24 protein-coding genes are annotated in these 25,052 nt (G+C 37.5%); 11 read left to right on the top strand and 13 right to left on the bottom strand.

Annotated features, from left to right (window positions below):
• The first annotated feature begins 48 nt into the window (after window positions 1-48).
• From gatA to J3U35_RS00490, 7 genes are all read left to right on the top strand, one after another.
• Entirely contained in the window at window positions 49-498 is a 450-nt protein-coding gene (gene gatA, locus J3U35_RS00520; protein WP_267358887.1) for a PTS galactitol transporter subunit IIA, read from the top strand.
• A gap of 20 nt (window positions 499-518) precedes the next feature.
• Window positions 519-803, top strand: a complete 285-nt coding sequence (gene gatB, locus J3U35_RS00515; protein WP_220216354.1) for a PTS galactitol transporter subunit IIB — start codon at window positions 519-521, stop codon at window positions 801-803.
• Between the two features lie 4 nt (window positions 804-807).
• Window positions 808-2,160 carry a PTS galactitol transporter subunit IIC gene (locus tag J3U35_RS00510; protein ID WP_267350333.1) on the top strand — a complete coding sequence of 451 codons (1,353 nt, stop codon included), beginning with the start codon at window positions 808-810 and terminating at the stop codon, window positions 2,158-2,160.
• A gap of 122 nt (window positions 2,161-2,282) precedes the next feature.
• Window positions 2,283-3,326 (top strand): alcohol dehydrogenase catalytic domain-containing protein, encoded by a 1,044-nt coding sequence (locus tag J3U35_RS00505; RefSeq protein ID WP_267358885.1) that lies wholly within the window; start codon window positions 2,283-2,285, stop codon window positions 3,324-3,326.
• Window positions 3,327-3,418: 92 nt separating this feature from the next.
• Window positions 3,419-4,192, top strand: a complete 774-nt coding sequence (locus J3U35_RS00500) for a DeoR/GlpR family DNA-binding transcription regulator (RefSeq protein WP_267350336.1) — start codon at window positions 3,419-3,421, stop codon at window positions 4,190-4,192.
• A 172-nt stretch (window positions 4,193-4,364) separates the two neighbouring features.
• Window positions 4,365-5,303 carry a hexose kinase gene (locus J3U35_RS00495; RefSeq protein ID WP_267358883.1) on the top strand — a complete coding sequence of 313 codons (939 nt, stop codon included), beginning with the start codon at window positions 4,365-4,367 and terminating at the stop codon, window positions 5,301-5,303.
• Between the two features lie 27 nt (window positions 5,304-5,330).
• The gene (locus J3U35_RS00490; protein WP_220216359.1) at window positions 5,331-6,185 is read left to right on the top strand and encodes a tagatose bisphosphate family class II aldolase; all 855 of its coding nucleotides are present in this window, start codon (window positions 5,331-5,333) and stop codon (window positions 6,183-6,185) included.
• Window positions 6,186-6,431: 246 nt separating this feature from the next.
• Here J3U35_RS00490 and agp read toward each other — a convergent pair whose 3' ends face one another.
• The 11 genes from agp to J3U35_RS00435 all read right to left on the bottom strand — a co-directional run bounded on the left by agp (window position 6,432) and on the right by J3U35_RS00435 (window position 16,867).
• Window positions 6,432-7,691, bottom strand: a complete 1,260-nt coding sequence (agp, locus tag J3U35_RS00485) for a bifunctional glucose-1-phosphatase/inositol phosphatase (RefSeq protein WP_267358881.1) — start codon at window positions 7,689-7,691, stop codon at window positions 6,432-6,434.
• A 77-nt stretch (window positions 7,692-7,768) separates the two neighbouring features.
• Window positions 7,769-8,944 carry an N-acetylglucosamine-6-phosphate deacetylase gene (gene nagA, locus J3U35_RS00480; protein ID WP_267358879.1) on the bottom strand — a complete coding sequence of 392 codons (1,176 nt, stop codon included), beginning with the start codon at window positions 8,942-8,944 and terminating at the stop codon, window positions 7,769-7,771.
• Complete coding sequence (gene agaF, locus J3U35_RS00475; protein ID WP_220216362.1) at window positions 8,934-9,371, bottom strand: PTS galactosamine/N-acetylgalactosamine transporter subunit IIA; 438 nt, start codon at window positions 9,369-9,371, stop codon at window positions 8,934-8,936. The genes nagA and agaF overlap by 11 nt, the downstream gene beginning before the upstream one ends.
• Before the next feature lie 9 nt (window positions 9,372-9,380).
• Window positions 9,381-10,277, bottom strand: coding sequence for a PTS system mannose/fructose/sorbose family transporter subunit IID (locus J3U35_RS00470; protein WP_267350345.1), 897 nt, complete (start codon window positions 10,275-10,277; stop codon window positions 9,381-9,383).
• On the bottom strand, window positions 10,267-11,049 hold the full coding sequence (agaW, locus tag J3U35_RS00465; protein WP_065558605.1) for a PTS N-acetylgalactosamine transporter subunit IIC: 783 nt from the start codon (window positions 11,047-11,049) through the stop codon (window positions 10,267-10,269). The genes J3U35_RS00470 and agaW overlap by 11 nt, the downstream gene beginning before the upstream one ends.
• A gap of 15 nt (window positions 11,050-11,064) precedes the next feature.
• Entirely contained in the window at window positions 11,065-11,556 is a 492-nt protein-coding gene (gene agaV, locus J3U35_RS00460) for a PTS N-acetylgalactosamine transporter subunit IIB (protein WP_220216365.1), read from the bottom strand.
• 43 nt (window positions 11,557-11,599) lie between these two features.
• The gene (locus J3U35_RS00455) at window positions 11,600-12,766 is read right to left on the bottom strand and encodes an SIS domain-containing protein (RefSeq protein ID WP_267358877.1); all 1,167 of its coding nucleotides are present in this window, start codon (window positions 12,764-12,766) and stop codon (window positions 11,600-11,602) included.
• A gap of 48 nt (window positions 12,767-12,814) precedes the next feature.
• Window positions 12,815-13,597: a transcriptional repressor AgaR gene (gene agaR, locus J3U35_RS00450; RefSeq protein WP_267358875.1), complete on the bottom strand. Its 783-nt coding sequence runs from the start codon at window positions 13,595-13,597 to the stop codon at window positions 12,815-12,817.
• Between the two features lie 409 nt (window positions 13,598-14,006).
• Window positions 14,007-15,182 carry an ABC transporter permease gene (locus J3U35_RS00445; RefSeq protein WP_267358873.1) on the bottom strand — a complete coding sequence of 392 codons (1,176 nt, stop codon included), beginning with the start codon at window positions 15,180-15,182 and terminating at the stop codon, window positions 14,007-14,009.
• Complete coding sequence (locus tag J3U35_RS00440) at window positions 15,179-16,291, bottom strand: HlyD family secretion protein (protein WP_267358871.1); 1,113 nt, start codon at window positions 16,289-16,291, stop codon at window positions 15,179-15,181. The genes J3U35_RS00445 and J3U35_RS00440 overlap by 4 nt, the downstream gene beginning before the upstream one ends.
• 78 nt (window positions 16,292-16,369) lie before the next feature.
• Window positions 16,370-16,867, bottom strand: coding sequence for a MarR family winged helix-turn-helix transcriptional regulator (locus J3U35_RS00435; protein ID WP_220216370.1), 498 nt, complete (start codon window positions 16,865-16,867; stop codon window positions 16,370-16,372).
• Between the two features lie 287 nt (window positions 16,868-17,154).
• On the opposite strand from J3U35_RS00435, the gene nirB reads away from it, so the two are divergent.
• Genes nirB through cysG form a run of 4 tightly spaced genes read left to right on the top strand, consistent with a single transcriptional unit; the run spans window position 17,155 to window position 22,221 of the window.
• On the top strand, window positions 17,155-19,680 hold the full coding sequence (gene nirB / locus J3U35_RS00430; RefSeq protein WP_267358869.1) for a nitrite reductase large subunit NirB: 2,526 nt from the start codon (window positions 17,155-17,157) through the stop codon (window positions 19,678-19,680).
• A 1-nt stretch (window position 19,681) separates the two neighbouring features.
• Window positions 19,682-20,017, top strand: coding sequence for a nitrite reductase small subunit NirD (nirD, locus tag J3U35_RS00425; protein WP_267358867.1), 336 nt, complete (start codon window positions 19,682-19,684; stop codon window positions 20,015-20,017).
• 25 nt (window positions 20,018-20,042) lie between these two features.
• A complete protein-coding gene (gene nirC / locus J3U35_RS00420) occupies window positions 20,043-20,810 on the top strand; it encodes a nitrite transporter NirC (RefSeq protein WP_267350355.1) in 768 nt (255 codons plus the stop codon).
• 37 nt (window positions 20,811-20,847) lie between these two features.
• A complete protein-coding gene (cysG, locus tag J3U35_RS00415; protein WP_220216374.1) occupies window positions 20,848-22,221 on the top strand; it encodes a siroheme synthase CysG in 1,374 nt (457 codons plus the stop codon).
• Between the two features lie 149 nt (window positions 22,222-22,370).
• Here cysG and narL read toward each other — a convergent pair whose 3' ends face one another.
• Window positions 22,371-23,024 carry a two-component system response regulator NarL gene (narL, locus tag J3U35_RS00410; protein WP_220216375.1) on the bottom strand — a complete coding sequence of 218 codons (654 nt, stop codon included), beginning with the start codon at window positions 23,022-23,024 and terminating at the stop codon, window positions 22,371-22,373.
• Window positions 23,025-23,027: 3 nt separating this feature from the next.
• Window positions 23,028-24,851, bottom strand: a complete 1,824-nt coding sequence (narX, locus tag J3U35_RS00405) for a nitrate/nitrite two-component system sensor histidine kinase NarX (RefSeq protein WP_267358864.1) — start codon at window positions 24,849-24,851, stop codon at window positions 23,028-23,030.
• Between the last annotated feature and the right edge of the window lie 201 nt (window positions 24,852-25,052).

Genomic DNA, 25,052 nt, shown 5'->3' with positions numbered 1-25,052 from the left:
CGAAAGTATTATTAAAAAAATGAAGAAAGGCAATAAGGGTGATCAAAGATGAACAAATGTCAGCTCTTTATCGAAGATGATCTTCGATTTAACAATGAACAAGAAGCGCTTACTTATATTAGTGAGCAACTACAACAAAAAGGGATTGTCAAAAAAAGTCATTTAGAAGCATTGATAGAAAGGGAAAAAACATTTCCAACGGGTATTGCGCTTGATGGTTATGCGGTTGCCATTCCTCATTGTGAAGCAGAGCATGCTATATCGCCGGCTATCTTTATTGTTCGAACACTATCACCTGTTGCGTTTAATCGAGCAGATGAAGACAGTATTGTAGAGGTTTCATTAATCATTTCACTGGTCGTGACTTCACCAGAAGATCAACTCACGCTTTTAAAAGCATTATTTTCAAATTTACAAGATAAAGAGTTCTATCACTTCTTATTAAACGCACAGCAAGATCAGATAGCTGAACGATTTAATAACGTGATATTTAATTAGAAAGTTGTTTAGGAGGCATTATGAAAAAAAAGATTATTGTTGCGTGTGGTGGTGCAGTTGCAACATCAACTTTGGCTGCAGAAGAGATAAAAGAACTCTGCAAAGAAAATAATATTAAGTTAGATCTTGTTCAGTGTCGTATTAATGAAATTAATACTTTTATTGATGATGTCGATTTGATCTGTACTACAGCCAGAATGGATCAAACTTTTGGTGATATCCCGATTGTACACGGTATGCCTTTTGTTTCGGGGGTAGGGATTGATCAGCTAAAAGATAAAATATTGTCGATTCTAAAAGGATAAGTATATGTTTACCGAAATTATGCAGTACATTTTGGATCTTGGCCCTTCAGTCATGTTGCCGATTGTGATTATTCTCTTTTCATTAGTGTTAAGAATGAAAGTGGGTGATGCCTTAAAAGCTGGTATTCATATAGGCATCGGTTTTGTTGGAATCGGTTTGGTTGTGGGGTTGCTCACAAGTTCAGTTGGACCAGCAGCAAAAGCCATGGCAGAAAGATTTGATATCAGTTTGAATGTTATTGATGTTGGTTGGCCCGGCGCTGCGCCGATGACATGGGCATCACAAATTGCTTTAGTTGCAATTCCCATTGCTATAGCCGTCAATATTGTGATGTTGGTTTCTAAACTCACTCGAGTTGTTAATGTTGATATTTGGAATATTTGGCATATGACCTTTACTGGTGCACTGGTTTATATCGCATCTGGATCCTACTGGTTAGGTATCGCAGGTGTGATTGTCCATGCCATTATTGCTTATAAGCTAGGGGATTGGTTTGCCAAAGATACTAAAGAGTTTTTTGAACTTGAAGGCATTGCTGTTCCGCATGGCACATCTGCTTATTGTGGACCAATTGCGGTATTTGTTGATGCGGTGATTGAGAAAATACCTGTTATTAATAAGATTAACTTTAACGCCGTTGACATGCAAAAAAGATTTGGCGCGTTTGGCGAACCGGTCACTGTTGGATTATTTATGGGGATCTTGTTGGGAATATTAGCCGGATATGGCGTTAAAGAGACATTACAACTTGCTATTCAAACAGCCGCAGTAATGTTATTGATGCCACGCGTAATTAAACCGATTATGGATGGCTTAACACCAATATCTAAACAGGCACGTAAACATTTACAATCTAAATTTGGTGGGCAAGATTTTCTTATTGGTTTAGATCCTGCTCTACTATTAGGACATTCAACCGTTGTTTCGGCTAGTTTAATTTTTATTCCTTTAAGTATTTTTATCGCCATTATATTACCAGGTAATGAGGTCTTACCCTTTGGGGATTTAGCAACGATTGGCTTCTTCATTGCGATGGGGGTAGCGATTCACCAAGGTAATCTATTTAGAATTATTCTTTCCGGTTCCATCATCATTGCTATCACGTTATGGATTGCTACACAAATGATTCCGCTTACGACCCAATTAGCCCTCAATGCAGGTACGATCAATTCCGATACCGGTATTTCAGTCGGTGCTATGGATCAAGGTGGATCGCCTATTACTTATATCATGGTTCAACTAGTCAATTTGAAACAACCTATTGGATTTATCACTATTGGAATTTTCTATCTTTTCTGCCTATTTTTAACATGGAAACGGGCTCGAAAATATCAAGTTACAACTGGGCAAAATTAAGTAAATAGAGGCGATAAACACTAAGCAATAAATTATTGAAATGAAGTTGATTTCTATGCTTTCACTGAAATGTCAGTGAAAGCATGCATTAACAAAATTGATTGTTTAAAAAGGAACATAAAATGAAAGTGATTCTAGTCAATGAAGGAGGTACGTTATCTATAAAGGATATTCCAGTACCCAAAATAATCTCACCGGATCAGATTTTAGTTAAAGTCGCTTATTCGGGATTGTGTGGCTCGGATATACCTCGAATATTTCATCATGGCGCACATTTTTACCCTATTACACTGGGACATGAATTTAGTGGTGTTGTGACAGAATTAGGTAGCGGTGTGACCGAATTTGAAATAGGTGATTTAATCTCATGTGCCCCTTTATTGCCATGCTTTGCTTGTGATGAGTGTAAAAAACATTATTACTCGCTTTGTAAGCACTATACCTTTGTTGGCTCAAGAATAACGGGGGGATTTGCTGAGTATATTTTATTAAATAAAAAAAATGCCTTTAAATTGCCAAAAGGCGTTACACTACTTCAAGGGGCTTTTTTCGAACCAATGACAGTGGGAATGCATGCCATTTTATTAGCTGGTGGTTGCCAAGATAAAAACGTGGTCATTGTAGGCGGCGGTACAATTGGATTGCTTGCTATGCAATGCGCAAAAGCAATGGGTGCCAACACGGTAACTGTTCTTGATATTAATGACGATCGCCTTCTGCTAGCTAAACGCTTAGGCGCAGATCAGGTCTATAACTCAAAAGACCTTACAGCAGATGAAATTTATCAAGCATTATCAATCAATCGGTTTGATCAGTTGGTATTAGAAACGGCTGGATCACCGATTACCGTTAAACTCGCCATTGAGATTGCTGGCCCACGAGCTCAAATTGGTTTGGTTGGCACTTTACATAATGATCTGACGCTTTCAGAAAAAATATTTAGTTTAATTCTACGAAAAGAACTACAAATTTTAGGTAGTTGGATGAATTATTCTGCGCCATGGCCAGGCAAAGAGTGGCAACTGGTAAGCCAATTTTTTGTAGAAGGAAAAATAAAACTGGATGAACTGGTTGCCGGTATCGGTGATTTTGATTCGTTTATTGAGCAAGTTACCAGTTTAAATGGGCGAGCCATGAATGGAAAAATATTGCTCAACTGCAATTAACTATTGATTAACGTCAATCATTGAAAATGAAAACTTATCTTTTGATTTTGTTTGTTATACACTGCTGAAAAGATTTCGAAAAAGGAAATATTATGAACGCAAGTGAAAGACGCCAACAAATTATAGATATTCTTAATATGAAAGGTACGGTATTGGTCAGTGATCTGTCAGAACAGTATGGTGTTTCTGAAGTGACCATTAGAACAGACCTTAGATTATTAGAAAAACAAGGCGTGCTAAGCCGATTTCATGGTGGTGCAACCAAAATTATTGACAATGATGACATCAAATCATTTAAAGAATTGCAATTAGAAGAACGTTATCAGCGATTTATTGAAGCTAAAAAACGCATTGCAATTGAAGCAGTTAAACATGTTAAAGAAGGCGATATTATTATTTTAGATAGTGGTAGCACCACGATGTTGATAGCTGAAGAACTGGTTAAATTAAAGCATATCACTGTCATTACCAATAGTCTTACCTCTGCTTTTATTCTCTCCGACAATAGTGACATTATGTTATTTATATGTGGTGGAACACTCAGACACAAGACGCGCTCTTTTCATGGAAAAATTGCTGAGCAATCGTTAGACGGTATCTCTGCTGATATTTTATTTGTCGGCGCAGATGGAATCGATGCAAAACGAGGAATAACAACGTTTAATGAAGGTTACACCATTAGTAGTATTATGGCAAATGCCGCTAAAAAAGTCGTCGCAGTTTTAGATTCATCTAAATTTGGACGCAATGGAATCAACATCGTGTTACCGCTCAATAAATTAGACACTATCATAACGGATTCGGGTATTAATGATAGGTGTCGACAAGAATTTGAGCAGCAAGGCGTCAATTTAATAGCGGTTTAAGATATTTTTCTGGTCATGGTGTACTTTTTTAAGACAATTGAGTGGATCGAAAAATGCTATTTTCATCAATACGGTTTAAGTCTTTTTTAACCAGTTGAAAATAGGTGTTAGTTTAAAGATTACGGTTGCTCAATGGTTATTTCTCACAAAGCATTAACATGTAGGTGAGAATATGATATTAACGATTACAATGAATCCTTCAGTGGATATCGCATACCCCTTAAATAAATTAATTATTGATGATATTAATCGGGTATCGAATGTAAAAAAGACAGCTGGTGGTAAAGGGCTTAACGTGACCCGAGGTATAAAATTTTCTGGTATACCTGTTTTAGCCTCTGGCATTATTGGTGGAACAACTGGTGAATACATTAAAAAGCAGTTAGACAAAGATAACATTGCTTATTGCTTTTATACAACTAAACAGGAGTCAAGAAACTGCATCGCTATTTTGCATGAAGGCAATCAAACTGAAATTTTAGAGTCAGGCCCAGAGTTGGACAGTAATGATGTTGAACAATTTCTGAACCATTATGAAACCATGCTTGAGCAAGCCAAAATCATTACAATATCGGGATCATTGCCTCAAGGTTTTCCCATCGATTTTTATGTTAAATTAATTGAACAAGCTGAAAAACGTCAAATTCCGGTGTTGTTAGATTCATCAGGCAAAATGCTCTATGCAACACTGATTTCAAAACACAAACCTTATTTAATCAAGCCAAATAAAGAAGAATTACAACAAATCATTGAGATGAAGATTGATGCGGATGATACCCATTCATTAATCCAAGCACTCAACCATCCGTTATTAAGTGACATTCCGATTATTGTTATCTCATTAGGGAAAAATGGAGCGTTTGCGCGTTGCCATCATCAATATTATCAAGCCTCAATTCCCCAAATTAAGGTCATTAATCCGGTGGGTTCAGGAGATATTACTTTAGCTGGGCTGGCAGTCAGCTTGCATGAAAATGAATCGATTGAAGTGATGTTAGCTCGAGCTATGACGATGGGAATGCTCAATGCCATGGAATCACAGACAGGGTTTGTGAATATGCGTCATTACGACCACTATTATCAACAAGTGAAAATTACAAAAATTATCTAAAAATATAAGGTTAATTAGGAGTGACTTATGTATCTTATTTCTAGTCAAGAGATGTTAAAAAAAGCACAACGTGAAAAATATGCCGTACCTGCGTTTAATATACACAATCTGGAAACCATTCAAGTTGTGGTTGATACAGCCAAAAAAATGGAATCACCGGTTATACTCGCAGCAACACCGTCAACTTATCAATATGCAGGCACACCCTACTTAATTAATATTTGCAAAACCGCAGCACAAATGCTGCGCTTTCCTTTTGCGTTACATTTGGATCACCACGAAAACATCAGTGATATTAAAGAAAAAATTGAAGCGGGTATTCGCTCGATTATGATTGATGCTTCACATCATCCCTATGAAGAAAATATTGAAATTGTGAAAAAAATGGTTGAATTTAGTCATCAATATAATGCAAGTGTTGAAGCCGAATTAGGCAGGCTTGGTGGGCAAGAAGATGATTTAATTGTTGAAGATAAAGAGAGTGCATTTACAGATCCGGATGCCGCCAAAGCGTATGTCGAGCGCACAGGTATCGATTCGCTGGCTGTTGCCATTGGTTCAGCTCATGGGCTCTATAAAGGTGAACCTAAACTTGATTTTGAACGATTAGCTAAAATACGCGATAAAGTTGATATTCCACTGGTATTACATGGCGCATCGGGTATTCCTGAAGTGATGGTAAAAAAATCGATTTCCTTAGGCATTTGTAAAGTGAATGTGGCAACGGAATTAAAAATTGCTTTTTCAGATGCGTTAAAGCTAGATTTTAATCATCACCCTGATGCTAACGATCCAAGACATTATATGCAACCAGCTAAATTAGCTATGGCGAAAATTGTGGAAGAAAAAATTCGCATTTGTGGAAGTGCAGGAAAATTATAATAGAAAAGTATGGGTAATTAACTTGAAATGAGCGTTAATTTATTACACTGGCAGTCACTTACTGTCAGTTAATAATGGGGGGTATGTATTGTCACTAAAAAGTGATTTTATAGTTATAATGGTGAACTTATTTTATTTTTACGAAATGAGTGAGCCACGGCTAACATCAAAATACATCGTTATGTTTTAGGATTTGATAGAGTGTGCTTAAGTGACTTTTTAAGCACACGAGCGATAAAATTAATGCTATTGGATGAGATGATTCAGCACTTGTTTAAACGTTGAAAATGAACAAAATCCATTAGCATTAATAGGACAATTTTCCATTTCTAATACGACTTTATGAGGTGGGTTTTGACGGTTTAATTGTACTAAGTCACGGATCTGGTCGGTGGATTGATAAAAATATTCAATTTTCATCAATGCTTCGCCATTGTGATTATTACGCCATTTTTGAAAGACAATTTTCCCACCAATAGGGGTGGTTTCAAACTGCTCTGGTAACGTGTAATGCTTAATTTTAATTGTTGAAAGTAGGGAGGCTACATTGGAATCATGTCCCACTAACAGCGTAAATTTAGGATGTACTTCATTTTCTGAAAAAGCGTGATTAATATAATTAACTAATTTTGCTGACACTTGTTTTGCCACAACGGGCGATCCAAATAAAACGCTATTGTAGTGCTCTTTGATCGCAACTAATTGTTCGAATTGTTGTTTATCCTTTATTTGCCCCCAAGCAATATCATGTAAAGGCGATCCTTCATAATATTGTAAGATAAAAGCATCAGCAATGGATGTTCCCGTGCGAAGTGCGCCTGTTATGCAAGGTTCCTTGCCTTTTTCAATAATAAGCTCGGTGGGTAAATGTGCAAAATCACACTGTTTATGTGTAATACAATTGGTTGAATTAGGGTAATTTAGGATAGTCGACATGTCTTGATACGCTTTACCCAGTTTTTCATTCAGCCCTTCAATGCCTTTGGTATCGGCAGTTTGGTTAATTGAATTGATTGCGGCCTGTTTAAAGGCTGAACTATTATCATCAATGACAGGAAAAAATAGCGGATCCATGCTGCCAAGCTTTTCTTTATGGATAATTGGCACAAGACAACCCGGAAAAGCACCAACCGCAAAAAACTGTCCGGTGGCAATTGTGCGTTGCAAACTATTGGTATAAATATAAACATCTTGGTCGTTTGGACAACGATCTTGATTTAATAATTTGTTATCGACTAACCATTCACTGAAATAGTGACCAAAATAGCTTTCTAATGCCCCACCACGAGTCGTTAAATAACTCGCTGGGGTATCCCATTGCGGCCATTGATTGGGCGTGACTTTACCCAACGTACTATTAGGGCTAGCTAATGGTGCTCGCAAACCATGGCGACTAAAAACAACAACTTGTTCTAATGTAAAATCGTTCACTGTTTCTATAGCTGGTACATTGAAAGATAAAACAGTTGTTAATGCTATGATTCCCTTTGATATTATTTTTTTCATCTGATCTCCTAATTTGCTTAAATCAAAACTCAATTGCTATTAATGATGAGTTATTATTCAGGCATTTTCCATATTTATTAAACTTGTTTGGGGTGAGTGATATATTGTTCGTTGAATTGATTAGATTGATAAACGATATTGCCTTTGACTAAAGTTGCAATCAATTGATTTTGTTCATTAAGAACAACCAAATTAGCGATTTTATCTGGCGCAATGCTACCCAATGTGTTGTCTATGCCTAATGCTTTGGCTGGGTAATAACTACCATGTAGCCAAGCCTTATCAAAAGAAGTATTAGTAAAGTTTGCCAAATTATTAACTGCACAATCAAGAGTTAATGTGCTACCTGCCAAGTTTCCATCATCGGTGCGAACAACATTATCTTTCATATGCACTCGCAACTGACCTAAATAATAGTCACCATTAGGCATACCCGTTGCGCGCATAGCATCGGTGATTAAAAGTAAATTTTCTCCACAACACTTATGGGCAATTGCAACTGCGGCAGGGTGTACATGGTGACCATCAACAATGATTTCGGTTTGGCAATGATCTATGCTGAGAGCTGCACCCACTACACCTGGGTTACGATGATGTAATCCTGACATGCCATTATAGCAATGCACTACGCCACTTGCGCCTGCTAAAAGTGCAGCTTTTGTTGTTTGATAATCTGCATTGGTATGCCCAATCATGACCCGAATATTTTGATGACGTAACCATTTGATAATGGCTAAAGCATTGGGATACTCGGGCGCTAAAGCGATACACTTTAATGTTCCTTCGGCTAAGATTAGCCATTTTTCAATTGTAGCGCGATCGGGGGCTTGCAGTAATGCTTCTGGGTGGGCACCTTTATGAATAGCATTAAAAAAAGGACCTTCCAGATAAGAACCTAACAAAGTTGCGCCTGTTACGCCTTGCTGAATGCTGTTTTTAACTTGTCGTAATGCGGCTTCGATTTTGTCATGGCTTTCTGTCACCGTCGTTGCCAAAAAAGCACCTACCCCATGTTGGGCTAAAAAATTGCTCATGGTATTGAGTGATTCATGGGTCGCATCCATGGTATCGGCGCCCATGACACCATGAATATGCGTATCAATCAGTGCCGGTAATAGTTTGATTTGATTAGGACACGGTTTATCACTCGGTGTGATATCCGTGATGATTCCGTTTTGAATGGTGACAATGACATTATCAAGCCAGCCAACCGGTGTTAACACTTGTTTGGCGTGGATTTGCTTAAATTCCATCAGAACACTCCTCATTTTTAGGTGATTTTTTTTGGTGCTCGTGCCATAAGCTCGTTATCGCTCTTTGCCCATTTTCAATGGTTTCTTGACGAATTGTTGCTAAGTCCAGATCCTCTCGCTGTAATAATATTTCAAGTAATAATGGCAGATTAGTCCCACTTATCACTTCAATATTATTATATTGATAACTCAACATGGCGGCTAGTCGAAAAGGCGAACCACCAACAATATCTGTCAAACATATCACACCTTGACCACGATCACACTGTTTTAATGCCGTATTTAACTGTTCTGCTAATTGTTCGCTACTCATGCCATCAGGAAAATTAACGGCATTAAATTGTGTTTGTTCACCAATGATTTGTGTTGCTGCTTCAAAAAGTCCGGTAGCAAAGCTACCATGACCTGTTAATATTACGCCTAACATAAATTTCCTCTATAAAATTCCCACTAATTTGCCGACCACACCAATAATCACCGTTAACCCAATTAATTTAACGGGTGAAAAGTTACGTTTCATCAAGTAATAAATAGTTAATGTAAATCCAAGTGGTAACAAATTCGGCATAAGTTTATCGAGCACATCCGCTTGTAACGCAATATGCGCTTGACCCGCATTAATTTCTAACGGCGTTGAAAAATGCACGTAAGAGGCAACCAGTGCACCAATGACGGTCATACCGACAATGGAGGCTGCGTGTGAAATACGCTTAGTATGGGATTTTAATAAAGGTAACGCACTGGTGCCTGCATGATAACCGTAATGAGCAAGTCCAAAACGTAGACCGAAATGGACTAAATTGAACATTAACAAGAAAATGATCGGACCAAACAGACTTCCTTCTAAAGCTAATGAGGCGCCAATCCCTGCGCAGATTGGTAATAAGGTGAGCCAAAATAGCGCATCACCGATTCCGCCTAATGGCCCCATTAAGGCAACTTTTACCGCCCGAATAGTCGATATGTTTTCTTTTCCTTTTTCCATGGCTAAGACTAATCCAGATAAAAAGGTCGCATCGAAAGGATGAACATTGATAAATTCCATATGCATGTGCATAGAATTTTTTAGATCATCCTTATTTTTATGAATTTTACGCAATGCAGGTAATACGGTAAAAAGCCAACCGCCAGCTTGCATCCGTTCGTAATTAAATGATGCTTGCAACGCCAATGAGCGAAACGCCATTCGGTTTATATCACCTTTAGTTAGTGTGACATCTTGGCTTTGGTCGGTAAACGTATCTGCCGAGACTTTACTTGTGGCGAGTGCTTGTGCCATACGTTTTTCTTCTTTATCTGCCATTTTTTGGTCATGATCATCATTAAATTCCATCTTCTACCTCCACTGAAGTTGCGCTTACAGACTTGTTACTGTCATTGTTATCACGGCTATAATTATAGAAATCAATCATTGCAATGGCTAAAGCACCTAATGCAATGGCTAAAATAGGTAAATTAAGATAGGTCACCCCCAGAAAACCTAAGATAAAGTAAGCAACATACGTTTTCTTCATCATAATCTTCATTAGCATTGCAAAACCAATTGCTGGCATCATTCCGCCCGCGACACTAAGCCCATCTAATAACCATTTAGGTGATTTTTCAACTAACGCGGTTGCTGCATCAGCACCAAAATAGATAGGTAAAAATGCGACAATGAAATAGAAACAAAATAGAATTATCATCCCCAGATAGTTCACCCACTCAATACCTTTAAAATTGAGCTGATCAACATAGCGATCACATTTGTGCATCATTGGCGAATAGAATGTAAATAAAAGGGTAATACAACCCTGTACCGCTATGGCAAAGGGAACCGCTATCCCAATGGCAACTTTAGGCTCGGTATGCGTTAAAATTGCAAAACTGGTACCAATCACGCCGCCTATAACAACATTTGGAGGTTGTGCGCCGGCGAGTGGAACCATGCCCATCCAGACCAGTTCTAATGAACCACCCACATATAAACCTGTTTTTACATCACCCAAAATCAATCCAACTAACGGTCCAATTACGATTGGTCTGTGTAAATGCGTAAGTCCGTCAAATAAGTCTACACCAGCAATACCGGCTAGTAGTCCTATCAATAAAGCATCCATTAACATAATTTGCCCCTCTTGCTATGATGATAGATTGAGTAAATCTGCTATTTTTTCGCCAGATTCGTCCGGTACACGGCGAACTTCGCAAGTGACGCCTAACTTTTCCAGCTCTTTAAAAGCAGCGATATCATTGTCATCAACGGATACCGTTTTATGGATCTGTTTTTTCCCTTCAGAAAAGTGCATATTACCAACATTGACAAATTTAATGGGTACGCCACCCTTAACTAGAGTTAGAACATCTTGTGGTGTTTTACAAACAATAAAGATTTTTTGACGTTCAGCTGCTTTGCCAATAATGTCGATAGTTTTTTGCAAGGTGAAATAACGCGTTTGAATTCCTTCTGCAATAACCATATCCATCAGATTTTGTTGTACCGGATCTTGCGCAGCGCTGTCATTGGCAACTAATAAAAGATTAGCGCCAAGCGCATTCACCCAAGTCACACCGACTTGACCATGAACTAAGCGGTTATCAATACGTGTCATAAGAATATTGGGAGTACTCATATTTTTATATCCTTTTATTTAAAGGTTTAATCGGATTGATGACTTAAATTTGATGAAATGGATAAATGGTCACACCTTTTACAACTCGATTCACTTCACCGGTAGGACAAGGATTGTCAGGGGTTAATCCAACACTCAGTGATTTTTCAAACGCTAACATTTGAGCAAAAACTAAGTAAGGAAAAATCAACCAACAATCGGAAAGATGACAATCAACCGACAATATTTGTTTATGCGTGCTCTGCTGACCGCTCAAAGCAAGTACATCTGTTGCGATACGATCGTGTTCTAACTCATTAAATAAATCGATATCGTATTGGTGGATATAAGCATCGTTAGAAAAGAAACATACCACTAAACTTTTTTCATTAATCATAAATTTAGGGCCATGGCGTAAACCTAATATTGAATCAAATCGGGTTGCAATTTTACCGGCAGTGAGTTCTAAAATTTTTAATGCCGCTTCTTGAGCGGTGCCAGTGAAGCAACTATTACCAACATAAATTACTCGTTCATGATTTTTTTGGGCTAATTGTTTTGTGATGGTTTGCCAATTTAAAAGTTGTTGCTCACAAATAGTGGCAATTTTCATGACTGCATCATTTGCATCATGAGTATCGATACCGCCTAAAAGCAGCAGTGTGGCTAATATCATGCTACTAATACTCGATGTCATCGCAAACCCAAGATCATGCGTTCCTTCTGGCAGGACTAATTGCAATATACGCTGAGCATTATTTTTTTGGTTAGCATAATCGGTTAATGCACAATTGGGATTACAGGTTAAAAATAGGTGATAGCAATCTGAAACGATTTGATCGGCTAATTTTACGGTTGCAACGCTTTCAGGGCTGTTGCCAGAACGAGCAAACGAGACAATTAATGTTTTTTTATGGGCAGATAGATATTGTAATGGATCAGCAACAATTTCAGTAGTGCCATAAGCATAAACATTGCGTTTAGTCTGTTCTCTTAGCCATGGTGCAAGGGCGACACCGCCAAAAGCGGAAGATCCCGCACCGGTAAGGATAATAACTAAATTCGGATCAGCCAGTAAAGGGGTTAGAAAGGTTTCTATTTGAGGTTGTTTTTGGGAAAGTAATTGAAGCAAATCACGCCAAATTTTAGGTTGTTGACAAATTTCTTTAGCCGTATGAATTGCGCCGTGTTGTTCTAACCACTCTTTCGAATAATTTAAGTATTGTTGCATAATTGTGATCCTGTTCGTTAAGTCATAAAAATAAAAAAAGAGAAAAGTTTATAGATTGGCAATAACCACATTAATGCCTAATGTGTGTAATTGCGTTAAATATTCTTTTGGAATGTTTGAATCTGTAATCAGCGTTTCAATAGGATTGATTTTTTCAATCATACAAAAGCTTTTACGTCCAAATTTACTTGAATCCGTTATCGCAATGATTTGACCTGAAACTTGACACATGACTCGATTAACCGATGCTTCGCCAAAATTGGGTGTTGTGATACCTGCGCTAAGGTCAAAGCCATCAACACCTAAAAAAAGTTTATTAAAATGATACATTTTAAGTTGTTGTTCTACGGTTGGTCCCGAAATAGAAAAGGCTTTTTTTCGAATATTACCGCCAGCAATGATGACTTCAATGTCAGTATTGATTGATAAATCGTAGGCAATATTAATTGCATTGGTAAAAACAATGAGATTTTGTTTTTCACGCAGATAAGGCACCATGGCTGCAGTTGTTGATCCTGAATCGAGAATAATGCGATCACCATCTTTAACCATTTCTGCCGCTTTTTGGGCTATCTTATTTTTAATGGTAGAGTTAATACGACTTTTATCTTGTAAAGGTCTATCAAAAGCGAAAGCTTTATTTAGCATAGCACCGCCATAGGAACGCAATACACAACCTTTTTGTTCTAAATGGCGAAGATCATTACGAATGGTGACAGTTGAAACTTTAAAAAGCTTACTTAATTTATTGACTGAAACGGTATTTTCTTTACCAAGTAAATAAATAATTTTTTCTCGACGTTGCAATGTATTCATTATTAAATCATTCATAACATAATTACTTGTTTTGCTTTCATTCTGTTATTCAATTTAAACATATGCAAAGGATCGAAAAATGATAGGTGAGTCACAAAACTGATTTTGGTTGTAAAAACGTGAAAACCTTTTCATTTGAAAGGAAGTGAAAGAAAGGGTAAGGGGAGTAATAATAACTTGAAAATAATATTGTATTGTTATTCAGTTAATTAGCAAACTTGAATGGATAATGAAAAATACTTAAATCATCAAAAAAATAACGTGTATTTCGTTTAATGAAGTGATGAAGATCACAAATTGGATAATTTTACCAAGATATTTAGAAATTTTATCAATAAAAAAGAAATGACGTTGAGTCCAAAGTTTAATACAGTGAAAGTCGTTATTGAAACCCAATGAGAGTTTCAATAACTTTATTAACGATTTAGCTTAGGTCGGTTTTGGGTTGTGCAATGGATTTTTGCGTTCGTTCAAAAACGATCATCACCACAAACGCAATGACAGTTAAATAAATAATGAAAATGCCATAGGTAGATAGCATATCAATCAGTGAACGTCCTCGCATGGCGATATCTCGGAAGAATCGAAATAGCCAGACTAAAGGAAATGCATGACTAATATAGTAAGTCCAAAGTGGCATAATCCCGACCGCCATGGTTGATCCACCCATAATAAATCCTGGTGGCACCAAGAAAATCATTTTGCTTGCACCTTCACCTGGATTATTGGTTTTCCAGGAAAGTAAAAAACCTAACCAACCAAATGCAAGTCCGGTCATGAAAATGCTTGGTATAAAAATAAAATAGTTACCATCAAAACGTAATTGACCAAAGATCACTAATACGGCGGTTATTAATGTTAATCCGGTCGTATAAAATAATGCATAAGGGACTGTTCTTGCTAATAGTGCAACAAAGCCTCTTTCTAAAACTGTATTCCACATGCCCGTGACTTTTAAACGACCGACAATCATTAAAGAGGTTAATCCATACGTCAGTGACGAAAAGAAGTAAACAAAATAGATAATTGTCGATATAGTGGAAGAGCTAGCTGGATTGAACATATATCGCGTTTTAAGTTGCATTGGCGATAAGGTGGCTTCAGTCCCTTCATGTCCTAAACCTAATGCAGACACTTTACCAACGCTAAGTTCAGCCCCTAACTCAGGAATATATTCATTTAAGCTTTGTAACACTTTGGCATTTTGTGCATCATTGGTATCATCGGCAAAATACCCTAAACGAACAGTTTGGTCACCTTTTTTAAGACTTTTTTCTAGTCCTTTAGGAATATAAAGTACCCCTAAATTGCGATCGTGCGAAACTAAAGTGATAGGATTGACTGGTGATCGGATGACTTCGGATACTTCGATATAAGGCGAAGTATTGACTTTACTGATTAATTCCGTTGAATAATGTGAACCATCAAGATCAATAACTGCAATCTTACCTTCAAAAACGGCACCATGACTTAACACAATGGAAAAGATTAGCGCAACAATGGCTGCTAATCCTATTGCAACTTTATAATATGGAATGAAGTGACCTGACAACATTGCGTCAAGTTCTTCAAGCATAGATTTAATGATGTTTTGCATCATTGATCAACCTCGATTGTCATACCGGTTAAAAGTTTTGGAATAGATTCCATATATATTCTGACCTGATAAGAGGTTAAATCAGCTTGACCACGTTCACGTGTCATACGTAAATCCGCAAAAGAAGGTGCTGCGGTTGCAAAACGAACTTTACCTTTTATCTCTTTATCAAGCGCGATGACATTGGCTTTAACTGTTGTGCCCGGTTGGTAGTCATTTACCATTTTTTCGTTTACATAAATATCAATGTATTTACGATCGGTCTCTAATAACACTGCTGGTGCGCCTGTCGGAGCTAATTCACCATCTTCAAACATGATTTTTAATACTTTGCCATCTTCAGGTGCCGTTAATGTTAATCGTTGATAATTGATATGTAGCTGTTTTAAGTCAGCTTCACCTTGTGCAAGTTGTGCTTGGAGTTGAGCTAACTGATTTTGTCGATTTTGAAGTTTTTGTCGGGCAATAGTAACAGATTGTATTGTCATACCTGTTGCATTTCGAGTTTGCTCAAATTGATTAATTTGTTCGGGTGTTGCACCAATCATTAAGGTGGATAATTGGCTTTGAATCTGAACAACTTGCATTTTCGCAACCGTAAAGGCATTACGGGCGGTATCAAGTTGCGATTGCGAGTTTCCCCCTGTTTTACGTAATTGGGTTTGACGATCAAACTCCATTTGAGCTAAATTTTGAGCTGATTTAGCGGCTTCTAAATTTGCTTTCACTTCTTCAATTTTACGCCAAGTGGATAATTCGGTTAAATTTGTTTCGTTTTCGGTGATCGCAATGGCAGCTTGTTCTTGAGCAACTGCCGCTTTTTGGCTGTCAACCTGCGCTTGTAGACGATCGATAGCTAATTTAGTATCGACATCTTCTAATTGCATTAACGGATCCCCTTTTTTTACAAATTGTGATTCTTCGACAAATCGTTTGATGACTTTTCCGCTCACATTTTGAAAGGCAATATTAATCTCATCTGCGGTTAATACGCCAGATTTAATGCTTTTAGCCACGGTGACGGCATCATTTCGAGAACCTAAAAAGATTAAAAAAGAGGCAACTGTTAGGATAACCAAAAATATAACAGGGATTTTGATATTTTTTTTCATATATAGCTTATTTTCCATTTAATTAGTCAGCTAAGTATTTAGATAAATAAAATAGACTTTAAGTAAGCTTAAAGTCAGTTATTTTCGTAAAAGTTTACGCAACATCAATATTAAAGACTCTTGTTCTTGCGAGTTTAAAACTTCGGCAAAAGCACGAATCGATTTTAGGTGATTGGGTAATGCTTCTTGAATTAATTTTTCGCCAACTTCAGTCAATGAGATAAGTCGAGAGCGACCATCTTCACCACTTTTAGACATGGTGATTAATGGTGGAGTTGCAGCTAGCATTCGCTTAACCATAACTGACACGGTAGCAGGGGTAACACCTATGCGTAATGCCAAATCACTGGCACAGGTTTCACCTTCCGAAAAGAGTGACATTAATAATGCAAACTTACCTTCCGAAACATCATAATCTTTAGTCAGTTGTGCGTAAATGTTTGAACGGATTAAGTCAGCCGTGGTGATCAAGCTTAAGACCAGATCAACGCCTGAAACATCAACAATATCATCATTAAATCTTTGTGCTCGTGCTAACGTTTCACGAGACGGAAGCTTTCTTGACTTGTAATTCAATTATCATTACTCAATTTATTTAGTCGGCTAATTATACTATTTAAATTTTGATTAGCAACATTATTTAACCAAGGGTGATTGGATATTAAAGGTTAAAGCCTATCAGGGTAGGGATCCTAAATTTAATTGACGTTAAATATTTTATAATGCTTTGTTTTAAAAATAGTTATCCTTATTACTACTAAAGTGGTAATCCTTGAGGATAATTATAATCTGAGCAAAGTAACATAAAATGGAGCACAGCTATAAATTAAATAATTGAATTAAAATAAAATTGGAGCTTTATTATGAGTAAAACCAATCTCGTTATCATCGGTAATGGGATGGTTGGACATCGTTTTATTGAAGAAGTTATCGATAAAATGCAGTCTGATCTGTTCAATATTACCATCTTTTGTGAAGAACCTCGCCTTGCATATGACCGTGTTCACCTTTCTTCCTATTTTTCTGACCACACTGCTGAAGCGCTTTCTTTAGTTCGTGAAGGGCTATATGAAGAAAATAACATTCAAGTATTACTGAATGAGCGAGCAATATTGATTAATCGTCAACGTAAAGAAGTTCACTCACACACAGGGCGAATTGTTCACTATGATAAATTGATTATTGCTACCGGATCTTATGCGTGGGTACCACCTATTAAAGGTTCAGATGGTGCAGACTGTTTTGTTTACCGAACCATTGAAGATCTTGATGCCATTCGTGAATGCGCAAAACAGTGTAAATCAGGTGCTGTTGTCGGTGGGGGGTTGTTAGGGCTTGAAGCTGCTGGTGCGCTGAAAAACTTAGGAATACAAACGCATGTCGTCGAATTTGCGCCAGTATTGATGGCTGAACAACTTGATGCCATGGGGGGTGATCAGTTACGCCAAAAAATTGAAGAGATGGGCGTTGGTGTTCATACCAGTAAAAATACCCAAGAAATTATTCATACGCCGTTAGGTAAGAAGATGCAATTTGCTGATGGTTCGTCGCTGGAAGTTGATTTTATCGTATTTTCAACAGGTATTCGCCCGAATGATCAACTTGCTAAAGCATGTCAACTTGAGATTGGTCAACGTGGTGGCATTGTGGTGAATAACCATTGTCAGACATCTGATCCTGATATTTACGCTATTGGTGAGTGTGCTTGTTGGCAAGGTAAAGTATTTGGTTTGGTTGCTCCGGGCTATAAGATGGCACAAGTTGCCTTAGCGCACTTAATGGGTGAGCCAATGCAATTTGAAGGCGCTGATATGAGCGCTAAATTAAAGTTAATGGGCGTTGATGTCGGTAGTATAGGGGATGCCAAAGGAAAAACACCCGCTAGCCGTAGCTATGTCTATTTAGATGAAAATGTACCGGTTTATAAAAAATTGGTCGTTTCGTCAGATAATAAAAAATTATTAGGCGCTGTATTGGTGGGTGATACGGCTGATTACAGTAATTTATTACAATTGATGTTAAATGAGATGGATCTTCCTGAGCATCCGGACACCTTAATTTTACCAGCTCATGCTGGGGCTAAACCCACAATGGGCGTCGAAGCTTTACCTGATGCTGCACAAATTTGCTCATGTTTCGATGTGACAAAAGCAAAAATCATTAATGCGATTCACGCAGGTTGTCATACTGTAGCGGCAATTAAGGCAGAAACCAAAGCCGGTACAGGTTGTGGTGGTTGTATTCCATTGGTGACTCAGCTCTTAAACTCAGAATTAGCTAAACAAGGTATCGAAGTCAGCCATGCTTTATGTGAACATTTTAAATATTCACGCCAAGAATTATATCATTTAATTCGTGTTGAAGGATTAACTTCATTTAATGAAGTGATCAAAAAACATGGTACGGGTTATGGATGTGAGGTGTGTAAACCGACGATCGCCTCTTTATTGGCTTCATGTTGGAACGATTATATTCTCAAACAAGATTTAGTTCCGTTGCAAGATAGTAACGATATCTTTCTTGGTAATATCCAAAAAAATGGAACATATTCGGTTATTCCGCGTAGTGCCGGAGGTGAAATTACGCCAGAAGGCTTGATTGCGGTGGGGCAAATTGCCAAAAAATATCAACTTTATTCAAAAATTACCGGCTCACAACGTATCGGTCTTTTCGGTGCGCAAAAAGATGATCTACCCGCTATTTGGAAAGAGTTAATTGATGCTGGCTTTGAGAGTGGCTATGCGTATGCAAAAGCCTTACGAATGGCTAAAACCTGTGTGGGGAGTACGTGGTGTCGTTTTGGTGTTGGGGATAGTGTTGGTCTGGGTGTTGAACTGGAAAATCGTTATAAAGGGATTCGGGCTCCACATAAATTCAAATTAGGTGTATCGGGTTGTACACGTGAATGTGCGGAAGCACAAGGTAAAGATATTGGCGTTATTGCAACTGAAAAAGGTTGGAATCTTTACGTATGTGGTAATGGCGGGATGAAACCTCGTCATGCTGATTTGCTTGCTGCTGATCTCGATAGACAGACATTAATTCAATATCTTGATCGCTTTATTATGTTTTATATCCGTACCGCTGATAAATTACAACGCACTTCGGTATGGCTTGAAAATCTGGAAGGCGGGATTGACTATTTGCGTAGTGTAATTATCGACAATAAGTTAGGTATTAATGATGAGCTGGAAAGTGAAATGACTCGTCTACGTAAATTGGTGGTGTGTGAGTGGAAAGAAACGGTTGAACATCCTGAAAACCAACAACGATTTACTCACTTTATTAACAGTAATTTGCGTGATGAAAATGTCAAATTTATTCCTGAACGTGATCAGCATCGACCTGCGACAGCCGAAGAACGTCAAGCAATGTTAGGAGAGCAATAATATGAGTCAATGGATAACAGTTTGTCAACTCGATGACATTTTACCGGAAACAGGCGTGTGTGCACTTGTCGGTCATGAACATGTTGCAGTATTTCGTCCTTATAATTCCGATGAAATTTATGCAATCAGTAATATCGATCCTTTTGCACAAGCCAGTGTCTTATCTCGAGGTATTATTGGACAGCATGAAAATGACTTGTATGTTGCAAGCCCATTAAAAAAACAGCGTTTTCGTTTAAAAGATGGTTATTGCATTGATGATGCCGGCTATTCAATTGCGCATTATGAAGTAAGAGTCAATACAGATGGTTTTGTTGAAGTTAAATCATCGAGTTAAAACAATTTTAAAGGTTTAGATAGTTATGTATACCGATACAATTAATAAATGTGCTGCCAATGCAGCACGTATTGTACGTTTAGCCAAAACTAACCCGATAGGGTTTTGGTTAAGTTCTGCTATGGCCGGCGCTTATGTTGGTCTTGGTATTATTTTGATCTTCACTTTAGGTAATTTACTTGATCCATCGTTAAGACCTTTAGTCATGGGGGCGACATTTGGTATTGCCTTAACGTTAGTGGTGATTGCCGGGTCTGAGCTTTTTACTGGTCACACAATGTTTTTAACGTTTGGCGTAAAATGTAAGAAAATTACTCATACACAGATGTGGCTAGTATTACCTCAAACGTGGTTAGCCAATTTATTGGGGTCTATTTTTGTCGCTGCTTTATATTTTTATGCTGCTACCCCATTATTATCAACCGATACCAGTTTAGTGCATAGTGCAGCATTAGCCAAAACGACCGCTTCGGCTAGTGCGCTGTTTTTTCGTGGTATTTTATGTAACTGGCTAGTTTGTTTAGCTATTTGGATGGCAAATCGTGTTGAAGGTTCAGCTAAATTTATTGCGATTTGGTGGTGTTTGCTAGCATTTATTGCCTGTGGTTATGAGCATTCGGTGGCGAATATGACGTTATTTTCACTTTCATGGTTTGGTCATCATAGTGATGCTTATACCCTATGTGGAATTGGTCATAATTTACTTTGGGTATCGTTAGGTAACCTTGTTTCTGGCGTTGTTTTTATGGGCTTGGGATACTGGTATTCGACACCAAAAACTGAACGACCATAATCTTGGCTGAATTAAAAAGGATATATATTGAGGTTTTATGGATTATTTTCCACTATTTTGTAAGTTAGAAAATCGGGATTGTCTTTTAGTCGGGGGTGGTGAAATCGCTGAGCGAAAAGCTCGGCTATTACTCGAAGCAGGTGCAAAGTTAACGGTTAACGCACTTGAATTTAATGAGCAATTTTTATGTTGGCAAGCGCAAAACCAGTTGATATTACAGCAAGGGGAATTTAATGCACAACTGCTTGATAATAAATGGTTAGTCATTGCAGCGACCGATTGTCCTAAAACCAATCAAACCGTCAGTCTCGAGGCTGAAAATCGCCGTATCTTTTGCAATGTTGTCGATTCGCCGAAAGATGCTAGTTTTATTATGCCTTCGATTATTGATCGTTCACCAATTATGGTTGCTGTGTCATCAGCAGGGCATGCGCCGGTTTTAGCTCGTCTATTACGAGAAAAACTAGAATCAATATTGCCTCAGCACTTAGGTAAATTAGCGCAATATGCGGGTTATTTACGAAATAAAGCTAAGCAAACCTATAAAACGCTCACAGAACGCCGTCGATTTTGGGAAAAGCTTTTTACTCATGATAGATTGGCACAAGCCATTGCCAATAATGATTCTGAACAAGTTGAAACACTAACCAATGAGTTATTTAATTTATCACTGGATCATCGTGGTGAAGTGGTTTTAGTGGGCGCCGGTCCCGGTGATGCAGGCTTACTGACTTTGAAAGGATTACAGCAAATCCAACAAGCCGATATTATTGTGTATGATCGATTGGTTTCGGATGAAATTATGAATCTTGTCAGGCGGGATGCTCAGCGTATATTTGTTGGCAAACGGGCAGGGTATCACTGCGTGCCACAGGAACAGATTAATCAAATTTTGTTAGAACAAGCGCAAAAAGGGTTACGTGTTGTCCGTCTAAAAGGGGGCGATCCGTTTATTTTTGGGCGAGGGGGCGAAGAGCTGGAAACGTTGTATAATGCTGATATTCCATTTTCAGTTGTACCAGGAATTACTGCTGCATCGGGGTGTTCTGCATACAGTGGTATCCCTTTAACACATCGAGATTATGCGCATAGTATTCGTTTAATTACCGGGCATTTGAAAGATGGTAGTCATCTTGATTGGCAAAGTTTAGCGGCTGAAAAGCAGACCTTAGTGTTCTATATGGGGCTGTCTCAAGCTGAAAACATTAGTCAACAATTAATCAAACACGGTATGAATGCTAATACGCCCGTCGCCATTGTTGAGGAAGGTACCAGTACCAAACAAAAAGTGGTAACAGGTTTGCTTGGTGAGTTAGCTAAAATCGCTTTGCAAGCATGTAGTCCAAGTTTGATTATCATCGGACCTGTTGTTGCATTACGAGAAAAACTTAATTGGTTTTCAAATCATTAATTTTAAACAGGCAAGTCTATTACTTTACAGCATAATGGTCTTGCCTGTTATCTAAACGTATACTGCCTTATATCATCATAATTTAAGGGATGACAGCTTTTAAACTTTTCGATCGAGTTAAGTATAATCAATTATCTTTAATTGATGCATTACTCTTTGCTCTGTAAATACCATACGGTCATTTCCATGCGTGATTTAAAATTTAATTTTTTAAAGATACTTTTTACATGCACTTTTACGGTACTTTCAACAATATCCAGATCTTTGGCAATGCGTTTATTCGAAAGTCCTTGCACTAGCAGATTAAATATTTCATGTTCTCGAGGCGTTAATAAGTTTATATCGTGAATTTGTTTGGTTGTTGGTTCGCCGCTGTGTCGCATATAGTGAAGAATAATATGCGAAATTGCTTCATCCATAATGATTTTACCTTCCGCAATATCTTTTAGCGCTTTAATAAAATCTTCTGGCTCCATATCCTTTAACAGGTAACCATCCGCTCCACTTTTGAGTGCGGTAATGATATCTTCCTTGGCATCCGATACCGTGAACATAATGATGCGACTGGAGATATTTTTTTCCCGTAAATAGCGTAGTATTTCTAACCCACTAACATTTTGAATATTGATATCCAGTAAGATCATATCGGGATCGAGCTTTTCAGCGAGTTTTATTCCTTCCGTTCCAGACCCTGTTTCACCAATTACTTCAAAATGGCTAACGGTATTGATTAATTGTTTTACACCATTTCTAAGCATAGGGTGATCGTCAATAAGTAGTATCGAACTTTTTATCTGGTCCATGGGTTACTCTTCTATTATCGTAAATGGAATGGTCTTATTGGCTTTAAATATTACCATAACTTGCGTGCCTTTTTGTGGCTCAGTATTAATTGTTAGATTACCATTTAGGATTTCTGCTCTGTCTCGCATAATCACCATACCATAATGATTATCCTGCTTAACATCAGTTTGAAAACCAATACCATTATCGCTAACACTGACCGTGATAATCTGATTATCATCAATGGTTAACGCAATGATAACGTGTGATGCTTGTGCGTGTTTGTACACATTGTTTAGCGCTTCTCGAATAAATTGTAGTAAATGAAAAGCATGTTTGCTTTTAATGATATTGAGCGGTAATTGATATTCAAGTTGGATGTTAAATTTTAGTTTTTGATTAAACTCTTCAATCATCTCCATTAAGCTAGCATAAAAACCTGTTTGATTGAGCCGCAAACGAAAAGAGGTAATTAATTCACGTAACTGAGAATAGGTGATATTGACCTCTTTTCGCATTGTTGCTAATAATTCAATACTACTTTGTGATGTCAAATCAGATTGCATTTGTAGACAGCTAAGATGTATTTTTAAACAGGATAATGATTGCGCAATTGAATCATGCAACTCTCTTGCCATTGCTGATCGCTCTTTCATTAATAAATACTGCTTTTGTTGCTCTATTTGTCGATCGAGCATCATTGCCGTGGACATCTGCTCGATAAGTCCTGTTATTAAGTTTTCCTGCTCGTCGCTAAGGGTAACATCTGTCGGTTGAATGGCAAATAAAATGCCATATTTTTCGCCATTGTCTTGAAGATACCAATAACGTTGAAATCCATGTTGTTGAGAATGTTTTGATTCTGTTAAACAAGCACAGCAATGCGGATTTTGGCAGAAAGGTAATTTCTGCTCATTGTCATAACTAATTTGTTGGTAATGTTCAGGGTTTTCCGATTCATAAAATCGGATTTGAAATTGAGTGAGTGGTACAAGTTCTTCTAATTGACGTAAAATCATTAAAAAACGTTCACATAATGGCTTTGATGTATGGAGCTGTTTGGTGGCGTGATATTGAAATGAGATGATGTTATTGGTTTGTTGCAATTCAGCCGTTTTTTCAGCCACCCGTTCTTCAAGGATTAAATATTGAGATTCGATTTGATCAGACATGTTATTTAACGCTAACCCTAACAAATCGAATTCATTTTTTCTGGAACGTAGCGGAAAACGTTCACTAAAATTGTGTTTTGAAATAGCCTGAGCCATATTAATCAGTTTGCGCCAAGGGGCGAGAAGATAACGACGCAAATAGTAAATCTGAGCAATAAGAAAGACCACAATAATGATAATAAATAATTGTTGCAAGCGAGATATATAATGAATCTGGTTTTCGGTCTTCTGATCGATCTTATGTACTAAATAATTGGTTTTGATAACAAATTGATCGATATCCGTTTTTATCTCATCGATGTTTTTGGCTTGTGCAATTTTTATTGCAATTTCAGTACGCCATTTATTATGTAACTCATTGAATTCATCTATTAAATCATAACGTTCAAAAAGAGCTAATTGTTGCTTTGACGACGTTATTTCACTAAAAATATTTAAACGGTCATTATCGTGTTTATTAAGGGGAACCATTGATAAAAGTTGATAACTTTTCATACGAATTAGCCCTAATTGATTAATCATATAAGCGCTACCTTTGGTATCATTAGCGACTTGAATAGATAGCGATAACGCAATTAACGCAATGGTGCCTAAAAAACACATTAATAGCGACAAACGATTAATAATTGAAGCATGATAGCGAGTTTTATTATTGGTTGTTTTAGTACTCAGCATAGAATTACAATAAATTAACTAAGAAATAATGATTTATCCGTATTGTAACGCTAAAACGATATCTTGCTGATCTTTTTTGTAACTTTTTGCGATCTTTTAGTAAAGACTGCTTGCAACAAGGATAAATTTTGCGTAAAATTCACGCCCTATAAGATTAATCAATGCAGACATATATGCTAAATCAGGAATAGTCTGCTTTTT

Source organism: Gilliamella sp. B2717, from assembly GCF_026536675.1.
Taxonomy (GTDB): Bacteria; Pseudomonadota; Gammaproteobacteria; order Enterobacterales; family Orbaceae; genus Gilliamella; species Gilliamella apicola_I.
Note: the sequence above shows the minus strand (reverse complement) of the source record. Positions and strands in the feature narration are given on the sequence as shown.